Source organism: Leucobacter weissii, assembly GCF_017565745.1.
GTDB lineage: Bacteria > Actinomycetota > Actinomycetes > Actinomycetales > Microbacteriaceae > Leucobacter > Leucobacter weissii.
In genome coordinates, this window is the sequence record NZ_JAGDYM010000014.1 from 19,295 (window position 1) to 34,139 (window position 14,845).

General features: G+C 71.0%; 15 protein-coding genes. 3 read left to right on the forward strand and 12 right to left on the reverse strand.

All coding sequences use genetic code 11. The features are described from left to right. Positions 1-6 precede the first annotated feature (6 nt). Complete coding sequence (locus tag J4H92_RS12020; protein ID WP_208098440.1) at positions 7-798, forward strand: SDR family NAD(P)-dependent oxidoreductase; 792 nt, start codon at positions 7-9, stop codon at positions 796-798. A gap of 4 nt (positions 799-802) precedes the next feature. Here J4H92_RS12020 and J4H92_RS12025 read toward each other — a convergent pair whose 3' ends face one another. The 8 genes from J4H92_RS12025 to J4H92_RS12060 all read right to left on the reverse strand — a co-directional run bounded on the left by J4H92_RS12025 (position 803) and on the right by J4H92_RS12060 (position 6,854). Next, positions 803-1,198: a Rid family hydrolase gene (locus tag J4H92_RS12025; RefSeq protein WP_208098441.1), complete on the reverse strand. Its 396-nt coding sequence runs from the start codon at positions 1,196-1,198 to the stop codon at positions 803-805. A 7-nt stretch (positions 1,199-1,205) separates the two neighbouring features. Then, entirely contained in the window at positions 1,206-2,366 is a 1,161-nt protein-coding gene (locus J4H92_RS12030) for an alpha/beta hydrolase family protein (RefSeq protein ID WP_208098442.1), read from the reverse strand. A 41-nt stretch (positions 2,367-2,407) separates the two neighbouring features. Beyond that, on the reverse strand, positions 2,408-2,833 hold the full coding sequence (locus J4H92_RS12035; RefSeq protein ID WP_208098443.1) for a nuclear transport factor 2 family protein: 426 nt from the start codon (positions 2,831-2,833) through the stop codon (positions 2,408-2,410). 45 nt (positions 2,834-2,878) lie between these two features. Beyond that, positions 2,879-3,673 (reverse strand): SDR family NAD(P)-dependent oxidoreductase, encoded by a 795-nt coding sequence (locus J4H92_RS12040; protein ID WP_208098444.1) that lies wholly within the window; start codon positions 3,671-3,673, stop codon positions 2,879-2,881. Beyond that, complete coding sequence (locus tag J4H92_RS12045) at positions 3,670-4,086, reverse strand: VOC family protein (RefSeq protein ID WP_208098445.1); 417 nt, start codon at positions 4,084-4,086, stop codon at positions 3,670-3,672. Before J4H92_RS12045 ends, J4H92_RS12040 begins: the two co-directional genes overlap by 4 nt. Positions 4,087-4,094: 8 nt before the next feature. Then, complete coding sequence (locus J4H92_RS15785; protein WP_208098446.1) at positions 4,095-4,607, reverse strand: cupin domain-containing protein; 513 nt, start codon at positions 4,605-4,607, stop codon at positions 4,095-4,097. A 26-nt stretch (positions 4,608-4,633) separates the two neighbouring features. Continuing rightward, positions 4,634-5,770 carry an FAD-dependent monooxygenase gene (locus J4H92_RS12055; protein ID WP_208098447.1) on the reverse strand — a complete coding sequence of 379 codons (1,137 nt, stop codon included), beginning with the start codon at positions 5,768-5,770 and terminating at the stop codon, positions 4,634-4,636. A 169-nt stretch (positions 5,771-5,939) separates the two neighbouring features. After that, the gene (locus J4H92_RS12060) at positions 5,940-6,854 is read right to left on the reverse strand and encodes a LysR family transcriptional regulator (protein WP_208098448.1); all 915 of its coding nucleotides are present in this window, start codon (positions 6,852-6,854) and stop codon (positions 5,940-5,942) included. Between the two features lie 105 nt (positions 6,855-6,959). Between J4H92_RS12060 and J4H92_RS12065 the strand changes: the two genes are divergently transcribed. After that, the gene (locus J4H92_RS12065; RefSeq protein ID WP_208098449.1) at positions 6,960-7,898 is read left to right on the forward strand and encodes a VOC family protein; all 939 of its coding nucleotides are present in this window, start codon (positions 6,960-6,962) and stop codon (positions 7,896-7,898) included. Positions 7,899-7,935: 37 nt separating this feature from the next. Here the strand turns inward: J4H92_RS12065 and J4H92_RS12070 are convergent, their stop codons facing one another. From J4H92_RS12070 to J4H92_RS12085, 4 genes are all read right to left on the reverse strand, one after another. Beyond that, positions 7,936-8,931 carry a C-terminal binding protein gene (locus J4H92_RS12070; RefSeq protein ID WP_208098450.1) on the reverse strand — a complete coding sequence of 332 codons (996 nt, stop codon included), beginning with the start codon at positions 8,929-8,931 and terminating at the stop codon, positions 7,936-7,938. Continuing rightward, a complete protein-coding gene (locus J4H92_RS12075; protein ID WP_208098451.1) occupies positions 8,928-10,568 on the reverse strand; it encodes a thiamine pyrophosphate-binding protein in 1,641 nt (546 codons plus the stop codon). Before J4H92_RS12075 ends, J4H92_RS12070 begins: the two co-directional genes overlap by 4 nt. 88 nt (positions 10,569-10,656) lie before the next feature. Beyond that, positions 10,657-12,012 carry an MFS transporter gene (locus J4H92_RS12080; protein WP_208098452.1) on the reverse strand — a complete coding sequence of 452 codons (1,356 nt, stop codon included), beginning with the start codon at positions 12,010-12,012 and terminating at the stop codon, positions 10,657-10,659. A 37-nt stretch (positions 12,013-12,049) separates the two neighbouring features. Continuing rightward, on the reverse strand, positions 12,050-13,720 hold the full coding sequence (locus tag J4H92_RS12085; protein ID WP_208098453.1) for an amidohydrolase family protein: 1,671 nt from the start codon (positions 13,718-13,720) through the stop codon (positions 12,050-12,052). A 198-nt stretch (positions 13,721-13,918) separates the two neighbouring features. On the opposite strand from J4H92_RS12085, the gene J4H92_RS12090 reads away from it, so the two are divergent. Further along, positions 13,919-14,842, forward strand: coding sequence for an Lrp/AsnC family transcriptional regulator (locus J4H92_RS12090; protein WP_208098454.1), 924 nt, complete (start codon positions 13,919-13,921; stop codon positions 14,840-14,842). The last annotated feature ends 3 nt before the right edge of the window (positions 14,843-14,845 follow it).

Consider the following 14,845-nt stretch of genomic DNA (forward strand, 5'->3'; position numbering starts at 1 on the left):
GCGAGGATGGAAGCACTCGAGGAGGAGGAGACGATGGGTCGTTTGCAGGGCAAGGTCGCGCTGATCACCGGGATCGGTGCCGGGATGGGCCGTGAGGCGGCGCGCCGTTTCGCGGCGGAGGGCGCGACGGTGGTCGGTTGCGACCTGAACGTCGAGGGGCTCGAGGAGACGCTGCGGCTCGTGCGCGAGGCCGGGGGCGAGATCTCGGGCAGCGCGCCGGTCGATGTCGGCGACGCCCGGGCCGTGGAGGCGTGGATCGACGCCGCCGGGGCGGAGCACGACGGTATCGACGTGCTCTACAACAACGCGTCGATCCAGCGGTTCGGCGCGATCGACGAGATCGGCGTGGAGGATTGGGAGTTCGCGATCGACATGGAGCTCAACCTCGTGTTCTACGCGGTGCGCGCCGCGTGGAAGCACCTGAAGCGGCGCGGGGGCGTGATCGTGAACATCGGTTCGATCGCGGGGACGCGCGGGGTCGAGTTCATGCCGCAGAACGCGCACGGAGCGGCGAAGGCGGGGGTGATCAACCTGACGCAGCAGTTGGCGGTCGAGGGCGGCCCGCACGGGATTCGCGCGGTGTGCGTCTCGCCGGGGTTCATCGAGACGCCCGCGACGCGCTTCCTGGTGGAGGATCCGCCCGCGCCGCTCAAGGCGACGTGGGATCGGATCCCGCTGCGCCGGGTCGGTCGCCCGGATGACGTGGTGAGTGCGGCCGTGTTCCTGGCGTCGGACGAGGCGTCGTGGATCACGGGCGTGAACCTCGTGGTCGACGGCGGCGGCTCGGTACTCGGCTGAGCCCTCAGGCGTGCGCGACCGCCTCGATCTCGATCCGCAGCCCGGGGTCGATCAGTCGACGGACGAGCACGAGCGAGTTGGCCGGGAGGCCTCCGGGGAACGCGAGTGGGAAGGCCCGGTCCATGTAGGGCACCAGCTCGTCCAGGTCCTTCTCGTCGACGACGAAGATCGTGAGCTTCACGACGTGCTCGAGTCCGAGCCCGACGGCATCGAGCGCGGCACCGATGTTCGCCACGGCCTGCCGGGTCTGCGCGACGATTCCCGGTCCGACCGACTCGCCGTCGGGCCCTCCTCCCACCTGCCCGGAGACGAAGGCCAGCGGCCCCACCGCGACGACCTGGGAGTACGGTCCGGGCGGATCCAGCAGCGCGCCCGGGTTGACGAAGCTCCTCGGCTCCACGGCCGCCTCAGACGAGCTCGCCGAAGGTCTCGGCCACCCAGTCGGCGATGATGCCGGCGACGTAGGGCATGTTGTCGATCGAGATGTGCTCGGTGCCGCCCTCCGGGTCGTCGAAGAGCCGCAGTTCCCGTTTGGGGCTGTTCACCGCCTGCTCGTAGGTCTGATGGGCGTACTTGACGTTGATCTGGCGGTCCCCGACGCCGTGCGTGATGAGGATCGGCGAGGTGATCCGCTCGGCCACGCCGTTCAGGTGCATGCCTCGGGTCCGTTCCACGAAGTCGTCCATGTCGGCGGCGCCCCACACCCAGAACACGTGGTCCCAGTAGTGCGGCACCGGGTTCTCGCCCTCGCGCTGACGCCGGCCCTCCTGCACCTCGAACCAGTTGTGGTTGGCGCCCCACGCGACGCCCAGCTTCAGCCGCTTCTCGAACGCGAGCGCGCGCGGCGCGTAGTATCCGCCGAGCGACCAGCCCACGACCCCGATCCTCTCGGCGTCGACGCCGAGGGCATCGGCCTCGGACTCGAGCCAGTCGACGATCGCGGCCGCCCACGCCTCGGTGTCGTGGCGCGCCGTCAGCCCGCGCAGCCGCAGCGCCTCCCCGGATCCGGGGGTGTCGATCATCAGGGTCGAGACGCCGCGCTGGGCGAGCATCTGGGGGAACCCCGAGTAGTACATCATCTCCTTGGTGGAGTCGAGGCCGTTCCACTGGATGATCACGGGGTGCGGCCCGTCCCCGGGCGCGCGGTGGAAGTAGCCGGGCAGCGAGGAGCCCTCGTAGGGGATCTCGACACGGGTGAGCGGCACCCGCAGCAGCTCCACGTGCTTGAGCAGCAGATCGATCGACTTCTGGTAGGCGGCGTTCCGGCCGCTCCAGCCGGGCGATTGCAGACGCTCCGCCTGCGAGGTGTAGAGCGAGGCCCGGTAGTAGGTCTCACCCGCGCCGATGGTGCGGCCGCGGGCCTCGTCGTCCTGCGCCTTCGCGATCAGGCGGTCGGCGACGGCCGACCACGACGCGTACAGCTCCTCGGTGCCCGCGTCGTCGCCGTGCAGCGCCGCCTCGAGCACCGGCCGGCAGGCGCGGTCGACCTCGTCGATGTAGCCGCCGTTGTTGAGCGTCGCGACGACCGACATGCTCCACACGTAGTTGGTGGGGAAGTACATGAACATGGGGATCTCCTGGGGTGCGGGTCGGGGCGGATCCGTGCGGATCAGTGCGGGATGCCGAGCTCGGCGACGGTCCCGTCGCGGCGGATGGCGGTGAACGAGTTGTAGGCGACGAGGATGTCGGCGAACCTGCCCGCCTCGTCGAGCCGGTAGGAGATCACGCCCCGGAACTCGAAGCGATCGCCCGCGACGACCGGCCCGAACGTCGACTCCTCGTCGTCGCGCTCGGCGGTGAAGTACGTCACCATGCGGATCGCCGCGTTCGTCTCGGAGCCGACGAAGTCGCTCGGCGCGAGCTCCTCCGTGAACGTCGACCAGATCTTGGCGTAGTGATCCTTCATGCCCTGCACTCCCGTGTACTCGAGGGTGCCGTTCTGCATGTGCAGGTCGTCGGCCAGGTAGTCGTCGAACGCGGTCGCGTCCTTCCGGTTGAATCGTGCGATGTAGTCGTCGAATCTCTGCTGGTCCATCTGCGTCTCCTCGGGTCTCGTGTGCGGTGCCGGGCGCTGGTGCGGCTATCCCGTTGCGGTCGTGGCGTCCCGCACGGCGTCGGAGAGGTACGTCGCGACTCCGGAGAGCAGCTGGCCCCCGTCGACGCCGACCTCGGCGCCGGTGACGTACGAGGCGGCGTCCGACAGCAGGAACACGACGACGCTCGCGACCTCCTCCGGGCGTCCGCCCCGGTGCAGGGGCGAGACCGCCAGGTTCGCCTCCAGGAAGGCGGGCGGCGCGCTCGCCGTCATGTCGGTGTGGATGTAGCCGGGATGCACCAGGTTCACCCGGATGCCGCGCGGCCCCAGCTCGGTGGCGGCGGAGTGGCTGAGCCCCCGGATCGCCCACTTGCTGGTGGTGTAGGCGGCCGTGTAGTGGCCGGTGACGCCGGCCGCGGAGCCGATGTTGACGATCGAGGATCCCGCGCCCATCGCGGGCAGCAGCGCCTGGATGCCGAGCATCGCGCCGGTCACGTTGATCGCGAGCACGCGATCCCAGTCCTCGCGCTCGACCGCGCCGATGCGCACGCGGTGCGTCACCCCGGCGTTGTTGACGAGGCCCTTCACCGGGGTTCCGGAGAGCGCCGCGGCGAGCGACGCCCAGCCGGCCTCGTCGGTGACGTCGAGGCGACGGTACTCGACCGCGCCGGGAAGCCCCGCGGCGGCGGCCAGCAGCTCGGGCGCCTCTTCGGCGACGTCGACGGCGACGACCCGCGCGCCGTTGCGGGCCAGGAGGAGCGACTCCTCGGCGCCCTGGCCGCCCGCGGCGCCCGTGACGACGAACAGTTCGCCGGAGAGGCCCGGCAGGATCGGGCTCATCCCCCCACCGCCCGGTCGCGGTCCACCAGCTCGATGAAGTTGCCCTCGGGGTCGGTGACGTAGGCGAAGCGCACGCCCGGCTCGGGCGACGGCGACGGCGGGCTCACGACGCCGGCGCCGGCGGCGACGAGGGCGGCGAAGACGGCCTCGATGTCGTCGACCCGGAAGCAGAGGTGCCCCCAGCCCTGCGCCAGCAGCTCGTCGGGAGCGGAGCGGGCGGGTGCGCGGTGCGCGGATCCGGCCCGTTCGAGGAACTCGACGGCGACCCCGTCGGGGCCGAGCAGGAACGCCCCGCGCAGCCCGAGCTCGGCGACCTCGAACGGCTTCGCCAGGGGGAAGCCGAAGGCGTGCCGATACCACGCCAGCTGCGCGTCGAGGTCGCCGACCGACAGCCCCACATGATCGATGTGCATCCGTCCTCCTAGTCGCGCGGCCCGTGGCGCATCAGGCGCTCGCGCACATCGGACGGGAGCGCGTCGAGCAGATCGGCCTGGAACTCGCCGTCCACGAGCACGAAGGCGACGCGCGCGATGCTGTCGCCGCGGTTCGCCCACGCATGATCGGTGCCGCGCTGCACGACGATGTCGCCCGCCTCGGCGGTGACCTCGCTGTCGTCGAGGATCAGGGTGATCCGGCCCTCGAGCACGATCCCGTAGTCGATGGACTCCGTGCGGTGCACCGGCGACTGCAGGCCCCGCTCGTCGAGGTGACCGGGCAGGAACTCGTTGATCCGGATCCGCGTGCCCCGCGGCGGCGGCGGCACGGTGACGTCGCCGATCGTCGGATCCTCCGGTCCCGCGTGGATCTGCGCGGGGGAGGGCTCCGTGCGCCACACCTCGTGGAACGCGACGCCGTCCTCCGGGAGCTCCTTCGTCACGGGCACCGGACCGTCGCTCACGACGATCGAGGCTCCGTCGGCATCGTGTCCCGTCACGATCCGCCGCGGCGCGCGGAAGCCGCTCACGGCTCCGGCACCAGTGCGACGAGGGCCTCGGCCATGACCCTTCCCGGGTCGGCATCGGGGCTGCCGGGGTGCTGCTCCCAGTGCGCCAACTGGAGCGACGCGTCGACGACGCCCTTGACCCTGGGCACCCGGCGCGCGTGGAAGGCGGTGAGCTGCTCCTCGAGCTCGCCCTCGGCGGTGAGGTACTCGGCGAGGAGCAGGGAGTCCTCCACGCACTGCGCGGCTCCCTGCGCGATCAGCGGCGGCACCGCGTGCACGGCCTCGCCGAGGGCGAGCACCCGGCCCGTGTGCCAGGGGCCCTCGACGAAGATCCACTCGATCTCCTGGAAGTTGAGGAACGTCGATTCGTCGATCGTCTCGCGCAGGAAGTCGAACTCGCCGTGGAAGTCCGCCATGAGGCGCCGCACTTCCTGCCAGTCGCTCAGACCGTTGGCGGGCCGAACCGGGTCGCAGAGCACGAACACGTAGCACTGCGTGTCGCTGACGGGGGTGTAGCCGACCTTGAACGCGCCGCCCGGCCCGCCCGTGCCATCGGGGAAGGCGATGGCGCCGAGCATGTCGGGCCGCCGCTCGGTGACGGCTCGCCAGATGCCGAGACCGCTGGGCGCGCGATCCTCGGTGATCCCGAGCTTCGGCCGGGTCTGCGACTTGATGCCCTCGGCGACGATGATCAGGTCCCACGACTCGGTCGTGCCGTCCGAGAGCGTCGCCGTCGCGAAGCCGTCGTGGTTCTCGAAGGAGTCGAGCTGCGTGCCCAGCCGGATCTCGACCCCCAGCGATTCCGCGCGCCGCAGCAGGATCTCGTGGATGTCGGGCCGGAGGGCGCCGATCGTCGGTGGGAGGTCCGGCCCGCCCGTGCGGGGGGTGTCGAGATGGGTCATCACCCGGCCGTCGGCGAAGACCAGCGTGACGCCCCGCTCCTCGGGGAACCCCTTCGCGAGCACCTCGTCCACCACGCCGAGCTCCCGGAACACCCGGAGCGCATTGCCCTGGATCGTCAGGCCGTGACCGACCCGTGCCCAGGCGGGAGCGCGCTCGATGAGCGTCGAGACGATCCCCTTCTTCGCGAGCGCTATCGCCGCGGTCAGGCCGGTGAATCCCCCACCGACGATCAGCACCTTGCCGACTGACATCTTCGTCACTCTCCTCACGGACGCGCCGTCACATCCTCGGGGCGATGCCTTCGCCCTCACATCCTGTGTCGACGTTAGGGGTGACCGGGCGGTGACCGCCACCCGCGGGCGCCGATGCCAGCTATCGGCCCGCCCGTGGTGCCGGGGCCCCGCGGGCGACCGCCCCGGTCTACGGTGCGGTCCCCAGCGCGCCGGAGCCGACCACCGCCGCGATCGTGTCGCGGAACCAGGCGTGCGCGGGATCGTGTCCGTGCGCCGGGTGCCACCACAGGCGCTCCACGAGCTCGACGGTCGGGAAGGGCGTCGGCACCGCGACGGTCGTCGTGCCGCTGCGCTCGACGAGTCGGCGCGGCACGACCCCGATGAGGTCGGTGCCGATGACGATGGGCGGGATCGAGAGCAGCGTCGACGTCGCGACCCGTACCTCGGGCCGCAGATCCAGCTCGCGCATCCGGCGCTCGGCGGGAGTCAGATGCGCGCGACCGAAATCGCAGCGGATGTGCGGGCTGGCGAGGAAGTCCTCGAGGGTGATGCTCCCGTCCGCGACGAGCGGATTGTCCCGGTCGGCGACCACCACGTACTCGTCCCGGAAGAGTTCGAAGCTCGGCGCCTCGATGCCGATGCCCGGCACCGTGACGATGAAGTCGTTCGAGAGCAGATCCCTTCCGGCCGCCGTGGGCTCGGTGGGGAGGCGCCGCAGGTCGAAGGCCAGTCCGTCGCCCGCGGCGACCACGATGCCGAAGACCGGTCGCAGCTCGATCGCGGCGTAGTCGGTGAGCTGGATCCCGAATCGGCGCTGGGTCAGCTCCGGCTGGAACGGCTCCTTCTGCCCGAGGGCCTGGGCCACGAGCGGAAGCGTGAGCTGGACCTGCGGCAGGAGCTGATGCGCGAGCGGCGTCAGCTCGTAGTCCCGCCCGATGCGCACGAGCAGCTCGTCCTGGAACACCGTCCGCAGCCGCGCGAGGGCCGACGACATGGTGGACTGGCCCATGCCGATGCGCTCTCCGGCGCGCGTGACGTTCGCCTCTTCGAGCAGGGCGCGCAGCGCGACGAGGAGGTTCAGATCCGGGTCACCGATAGCCATGCGATGTATGGTATTCGCTTCACCCGATGGTCACCCGCCCGAGCCCGACGTACGCTCGGAGTGTCGCGCCCGCTGCGCGTCCGTTTTCACTTCGAGGAAGGGTCGATGATGACTGACAGGCTGGTCTCCCACCTGCGCTACGCCGCGCTCGCCGTACCGAATTTCGAGGAGGAGCGCGATTTCTTCGTCACGCACTGGGGGCTCTCGGAGGCGCACGGCGAGGAGGGGCTGTCGTATCTCGCGGCGGAGGGGTCGCCCGAGCCCTACATCCTGCGGCTGCGCCGGGACGAGAAGCGGGTCGACCTGGTGGGCTTCGGGGTGCGGAGCCGCGAGGATGTGGCGCGGCTCGCCGAGAAGCTCCGGGCGGAGGACGTGCGGTTCGTCCACGAGCCGCGGGAGCTGACGCAGTACGGCGGCGGCTACGGCTTCCGCGTGTTCGACGGCGACGGTCGCACCCTCGAGTTCTCCACCGGATACGAACTGCGTCAGTCGCGCAAGATCCGGGAGCGCGAGCCGATCCCGGTGAAGCTGTCGCACTTCGTCTACAACTCGGCCAACCTCAACGAGACCGTGCAGTGGTACATCGACCACCTCGACTTCGCGATCTCCGATTCGCTGGTGCGGCCCGACGGCACCGACATGATGCACTTCCTCCGCTGCAACGAGAACCATCACTCGATCGCGGTGGCCCAGGGACCGCACCACTCGATGCACCACATGTCGTTCGAGATGCGCAGCATCGAGGAGTGGATGCGCGGCGCGGGCAAGATCCTGCGCGCCGGCGCGCGCATGGTCTGGGGCCCGGGGCGGCACAACGCCGGCGACAACACCTTCGCCTACTTCCTCGACCCGGCGGGGAACACGATCGAGTACACGACGGAGCTCGCGGTGCTCGACGAGGACACCTGGCACCCGTCCCGGCACGACATCAGCGAGCTGTCGACGCAGGATCAGTGGGGCACCGCCGCGGAGATGAGCGAACTGGTCGCCCGGGAGTCGTTCAACGACATCGACACGGGGCTGTTCGTCGCGCCGCCGGTCTGACGGGCGTCCGGGCGCGGGTCCGCAGCGAGGCGGGCGCTCACCCGCCCGGGCGGTTCACCGGCGAATCGGGGAGGCCCGTCTCGTGCAGCGCGACGGCGTTCTGCGCCTGGATCCGCACGTATTCGATCTCGGTGCGCGCCGAGAAATAGGCGATGTGCGGGGTGAGCACCACGTCGTCGCGGTCGAGGAGCGGATGGCCGGGCGCCGGAGGCTCCTGGGAGAGCACGTCGAGCGCCGCGCCGGAGAGCCGTCCCGCGTCGAGCGCTGCGGCGAGGGCGGCTTCGTCGACGAGGCCGCCGCGCGACACGTTCACGAGGACCGCGCCTCGCGGCATCTCCGAGAGGAAGTCGCCGTCGATCATCCCGGTGGTCTCCGGGGTGAGCGGCAGGTGCAGGGAGAGCGCGTTCGCGGTGCGGCGCACCTCCTCCAGGCTCGTGCGGGAGATCCCGAGCGACGCGAGGTCGGCGCGGACCTCGGGGGTGTCCGGCAGCAGCGGGTCGTAGCCCACGATCGAGCCGAAGAGGGGGCCCGCGAGCCGGGCCAGCTCGCGCCCGATCCTGCCGAGGCCGACGATGCCGAGCGTCGTCTCGCTCAGGCGCGGCGGCGGCGAGGGCGCGCGGTCGTTCCACTCCTCGGGATTGGCCGACGCCGTGTAGAAGGGCAGCTGGCGCGCGCTGCTGAGCAGGAGCGCGAGCGCGTGCGTGGCGACCTCCTCGGTGGCGGCGCCGGGGACGTTGGTCACCCAGACCCCGTGCTCGGTCGCGGCCGCGACGTCGACGTAGTCGAATCCCATCGACATGAGCGACACGATGCGAAGCCGCGGCAGCGCCTCGATGATCTCCCGGGTGACCGGCGAATAGCCGGGCAGCAGCGCGACGGCGTCGCGGGCGCCGGCGATGATCTCGCCGGCGTCGCGGCTGCCGAGCACGCGCACCTCGAAGCCGTGCTCCTCGAGCAGGCGGATCCCGATCGCCGGATCGGTGTCGTCGACGTCGGTGTAGACCGCGATCGGTCGCGTGGTGTCGGCGGTCATGCGGTCGCGCCTCCTTCCGGCAGCTCGAATCCCGCCTGGTCGATGTGGATCAGCTGCAGTCCGCCCTCGCGGAGGGCGGCGTCGACGGCGGCGGCCAGCTCGCCGGGGGCGCCGGCCCGGCGGCCGGTACCGCCGAACGCCGTGGCGACGGCCGGCCAGTCCGGCTGCACGAGGTCGACGCCGATCGGCGCGATGCCCGCGTCGGCCTCGTTCTGCTTGATCTCGGCGTATCCGCCGTTGTCGACCACGATGACGGTGACGTCCTCGCGCTGCTCCACCACCGTGATGAACTCGTTCATCGAGAACATGAGCGCGCCGTCGCCGATCACCACGAACGACGGGCGGTCCGGGCGCGCGATCCGCGAGCCGAGCGCGGCCGGCAGGCCGTAGCCGAGCGTCGCGTAGGTGGTCATGTACGGGGTGGAGTTGGGCTCGGACACGCGCAGCACGTTGAGCAGGCCCCAGTAGGCGATCTGCGAGGAGTCCGTCGACACGATCGCGCGCTCGGGCAGCGCCGCCGCGATGACCTCCGCGAGCGCGGTGTTCTCGGGTGACAGCTCGGCGCACTCGGCGCGCGCGGCGGCGCGCGTCCGCGCCGCCCCGGGCGCCCCGTCGCGCGGGGATGCGCTGCCGAGCGCAGCGAGCTCGTCGAGGATCGCCGCCAGCGCGACCCTCGCGTCGCCCACGAGCCCGATCCGCGCCGGCTGGTTCTTGTCGATCTGGGAGGCCAGCAGGTCGATGCGGATCACCGAGCCCCGCGCCTCCAGGCGCTCCACCCAGAGCTCGGCCTCGCCGAGCTTCGAGCCGACGACGAGCAGCACGTCGGCGTCGCGGGCCCGGTTCCGGGCGGCCGGCAGGCGCAGGTTCGCGCCGAGGGCGAGCGGGTGGTGCTCGTCGAGCACGCCCTTCGCGTTGCCGGTGGTGACGACCGGCGCGCCGAGCCGTTCGGCGAGCGCGCGCAGCTCCGCGGCGGCGGCGCGGGATCCGCCGCCCGCGAGGACGACCGGATCCTGCGCGGAGGCGAGCAGCGCGGCCGCCTCGGCGACGGCGGCGGGATCGGGGCGCGCGGCGGGGGCGAATGCGCGAGCCCGGAGGGCCCCGTCAGCGACCTCGGCGGTCTCCTCGAGCAGGTCGAGGGGCACCTCGATGTAGACCGGTCGCGGCCGCGTCGTCGCGAAGAGCTCGAACGCGTCGTGCACCGCCTCGACGGCCTCCTCGGCGGTCCGCACGCGGCGCCCCCACTCCACGATGGCGGAGGCGGCGCCCAGCTGATCCTTCGTCTCGTGCAGCGTGCCGACGTCGGCGAACTCCGCGCCCCTCGCCGGTCCGGGGGAGAGGAGGATCATCGGGCGGGACTCGCAGTAGGCGGTTCCGGCCGCCGAGAGCGCGTTCAGCAGACCGGGGCCGCTCGTCGTGATGACCACGCCGGGTTTCCCCGTCTGCAGCGACCAGCCGTCGGCCGCGTACCCGGCCCCCTGCTCGTGGCGCGAGGTGACCGCGCGGATGCCCAGTGCGTCCAGCGGTCGGTAGAACTCGAGGTTGTGGGTGCCCGGGATCCCGAACACGGTGTCGATGCCGTAGTGGTGCAGGGTCTCGATGATCACCCAGCCGGTGGTGCGCTGGCGTACGGTTTCCATGGTTCCTCACGTCTTGGTTCTGCGGTGCCGCACCGCGTGGTCGGTTCCGGTGCTCCGCGGGCGTCGACGCCCGCGGAGCACCGGGGTGCTACGTGCCCGGCTGGTCGATCGCGGTCGTGTCGAGCCGCGCCGTGAACGAGCCGGTCACCGGGGCCGCGTCGGAGTGCTGCGGGGCGAAGCGCACGCCGATCCAGGCGACCACCGTCAGCAGGCCGAAGAAGGCCACGACGGACCAGAAGTTGCCGTCGGTCAGCACGAGCAGCAGCGAGGCGATCGCCGGCGAGAGCCCGCCCCAGACCGCAGCTCCGATGCCGTAGGAGAGGGACATCGAGGTGTAGCGCGACTGCGGCCGGAACATCTGCGCCATGAGGGTGGAGAGCGGTGCCCACGCGCCGCTCAGCGTGACGCGGATGAGGATCACGAACACCCAGATCAGTGCCACGTTCTTCGCCTGGATCGAGAGCACCAGCGGGATGATCACGAGGAAGGAGGGGATGATGCCGAGGTACATGACCGTCTTCGGCCCGATCTTGTCGCCCAGCGCGGCGAGCGGGAGCGTGACCAGCATCTCCACGAGCGACGCGATGGTCAGCGCGCCGAGGATGACGGTCGGGTCGAGGCCGATCTCGGGGGAGTCGGCGTAGTTCTGCACGAAGGTCGTCGCGATGACGTAGCCTCCGGAGGACATCGCGATGATGCAGAAGCCGAGCAGGATCGGGCCCCAGTTGTTCTTCAGCGCGAAGAGGATGGGGGTCGACTGCTCCTGGCCCTCGACCTTCTCGGCGAACACGGGGGTCTCCTCGACGCGGTAGCGCACCCAGAAGCCCACGCCGATCAGCACGATGCTGAAGAGGAACGGCAGGCGCCAGCCCCAGCTCAGCAGGGCGTCCTGCCCGAGTGCGGACAGCGCCCAGAACGCTCCGGTGGCCATGAGGGCGCCGAGGGGGTTGCCGACCTGGGTGAAGCCGCCGTAGAAGGTCTTCCACTTCTGCGGCGCGCTCTCGACCGCCATGAGGCTCGCGCCGCCCCACTCGCCGCCGACGGCGAGGCCCTGCGCCATGCGGCAGAGGATCAGCAGGATCGGGCCCCAGATGCCGATGGCCGCGTAGCCGGGGAGCACGCCGACGAGCGTCGTGGCAACGCCCATCAGCACCAGGGTGATGGTCAGCGCCGGCTTGCGGCCGAGCTTGTCGCCGATGTGCCCGAAGATGATGCCGCCGAGCGGGCGCATGAAGAACGCCACGGCATAGGTGCCGAACGACGCCAGCGTGGCGAGCGCGGGATCGAGATCCTCGGGGAAGAAGACGTGGGGGAAGACGATCGCCGCGGCGGTGGCGTAGACGTAGAAGTCGTACCACTCGATGGAGGTGCCGACGAGGGCGGCCATGCCGCCCTTCAGCGCCCTTCTGTGGGTGTTCGGCGCTGCGGCCGGTGATGCGGACATGTGAGCTCCTTTGCTGGGTTCCGGATGGGTGGTCGGGTCAGAGGGCGTAGACGCGCTCGCCGCCGACCCAGGTCGAGGTGACGCGGATCGAGGAGATGCTCGCCGTCTCGGTGTCGTAGGGGTCCCGGTCGAGTACGGCGAAGTCGGCGCGTTTGCCGAGTTCGATGCTGCCGAGCTCGTCTTCGCGTCCGAGCGCGCGCGCTGCGGTGATGGTGTGGGCGCGCAGGGCGGTGTCGATCGACACCGCGAGGTCGTCGGGTCCGAGTCGCGCGCCCCGTCGGGTGGTGCGGGTGACGGCGGCGTGGACCGCTTCCATCGGTCGCGGGTCGGCGACGGGCGCGTCGGAGGAGATCGTGACGGGGACGCCGGCGCGTTCGAACTCGCCGAGGGGGTTGAAGCGCTCGCCGGGGGTGCCGATGGCGTGCTGGACGCCCTCTCCCCAGTTGTAGTGGTGCTGGGGCTGGTTCACCGGGTAGATGCCGGCTGCGGCGATGCGCTCGATCTGCTCGGGGGTGGGGAGGCCGCAGTGCTCGATGCGGTGGCGGGCGTCGGGGTCCGGGCGGTCGGCGAGCGCGGTCTCGATGGCGCCGATGACCATCTCCAGCGCGGTGGGGGATTGGGAGTGGGTGGCGGTCTGGAGGCCGACGCGGTGGGCCTTTCTGATGAGCTCGGTGTAGTCGCCGGGCTCGTGGTACAGCTGCCCGGTGCGGCAGGGATCGCCGACGTAGCCGTCGGGGAAGTAGGCCGTCCAGCCGCCGAGGGTGCCGTCGGAGTAGAACTTGATACCGGCGAAGCTGAGGTGCTCGTTGCCGAACTGGCCGTGGAGGCCCATCTCGAGGGCGTCGTCGAGGAGATGGGAGAGCAGGTACATGCTGATGCGGACCTTGAGGGCGCCGGACTCGGCCAGGCGGAGGTACATGTCGAACTCGCGGCGGCTGACCTGGGCGTCGCCGATCGTGGTGACGCCGCCCGCGAGGAAGTTCTCCTGCGCCGCGGCCAGCTGGCGCTGGTGCTCCTCCGGTTCGTCGGCGAGGTGGAAGTTCGGTCCGTGGTGACCGATCTTCACGCCCTCGAGGCCGGTGAGGACGTTGCAGGCGGCGTCGGAGAGCTCGCCGGTGAGTTCGCCGTGCTCGTCGCGGAAGAACTCGCCGCCTCGCGGGTTCGGGGTGTCTCTCGTGACACCGTGCTGTTCGAAGGTGTACGAGTTGACCACGCCGCCGTGGCCCGACGCGTTCATGAGGTAGACCTCGCGGTCGGTCGCGACCTCGTCGAGCTCGAGACGCGTCGGATGCCGGCGCTCGGCGAGGTTGCGCTGCTCGTAGCCGTAGCCGCGGACGGGGCGCCCCGCGGGCAGGGTCTTCGCGGCCTCGCGCAGCAGTGCGACGATCTCGGGGATCGAGCCGGCCCGGTCGGGGCCGCAGTCGACCCAGCTCATCATCTGGCCGAGCATGAGGGGGTGGGCGTGGGCGTCGATGAAGCCGGGAACGATCACGGCGTCCCCGAGATCGATCACGTCGGGCGCGAGCGCGCTCGTCTGCGCGGCCGCGGCGCGGCAGGCGTCGATCGTGCCGACCTGCCGGATCCGGTCGCCGATCACCAGGAAGGCCTCCGGGGCGCTGCCGGACTCGTCGAGGGCGTGGATGCGCGCGGCGGTGACGATCTTCGGCGCGGTCGGCGCGGGGGCCTGGGTGAACGCGAGCTTGCGCACGGGGAACTCCTTCGTCTCGAATCGATACGAGGGTACGCTCACCTGCTCCCAGAAGAAAAGCAGAAAAAGCGCTGAATCGGATACTTCCGCTGGAACGTTAGCTTATGGTCGCATTTCGCCGCCCATATGCGTCGATAAGCGTCCTATCTGTGATCTTTTGTCATGCGCGGGCACGGGCATTCTGGCATGATGCTGGGCATGGACGACTTCGACGAGGACCTCATCCGCGCCCTGCAGCTCGACGGCCGGGCGCAGTTCTCGGCGCTCGCCGCCGACCTCGGGGTGCACCGCACCCTCGTCGCCCAGCGCGTCCACGAGCTGCTCGCCTCGGGCGAGATCCGGATCCTCGCCGCGGTGCATCCCCGCGCGGTGGGGCTGCCGATCCAGGCGAATCTGCAGCTGCGCATCAGCGGGCCGACCTCGCCGGTGTTCGAGCGCCTGAGCGAGTTCACCAACGTCGTCTTCCTGTCCGAGATCAGCGGGCAGAACCAGGCGGTGGCGGAGGTGTGGGCGGCCGATCGCGAGGACGTCGCGCGCGCCGTGCGCGCGATTCAGGCGATCGAGGGGGTCGTCGAGACGCAGTTCTCCCTCTACGACCGGGTGCTGCGCCGGCTGCGACTCGGAGAGGATCCCGAAGCCGGCGATCTGGCCTTCGACGATTTCGACATCGCGCTCATCGCCGAGCTCCAGCTCGACGGCCGGCTCACCTTCGGCGAGCTCGCGAAGCGCACCGGGCGATCCGCTTCGGCGTGCCGCGCGCGCGTGCTGAGGCTGCTCGAATCCGGCGTGATGCGCATCGGCGCCGTGCGCAGCCGCCGCAGCGCGACCACCTCCGTGCTCTCGGGCGTCGGGATCGTGCTCAGGGGCGACGCGGAAGGGGCGGCCGCGGCCGAGGAGCTGCTGCTCGGCATCCCCACCATCGAATTCGCGGCGCGCACGCTGGGGCGCTACGCGCTCATCGCGACGATCGCCGCCCGCTCGCTCGCCGACTACACGGACATCGTCCGGAGGATCAGGGCCCATCGCGGCGTGCGCCTCGTCGAGACCTGGGTGCACGCCTTCGTCTGGCTCGAGCGCTACGAGTGGAGCCTCGACCGTCTCGCGCGCAGCCGCGGCGTCTGAGCG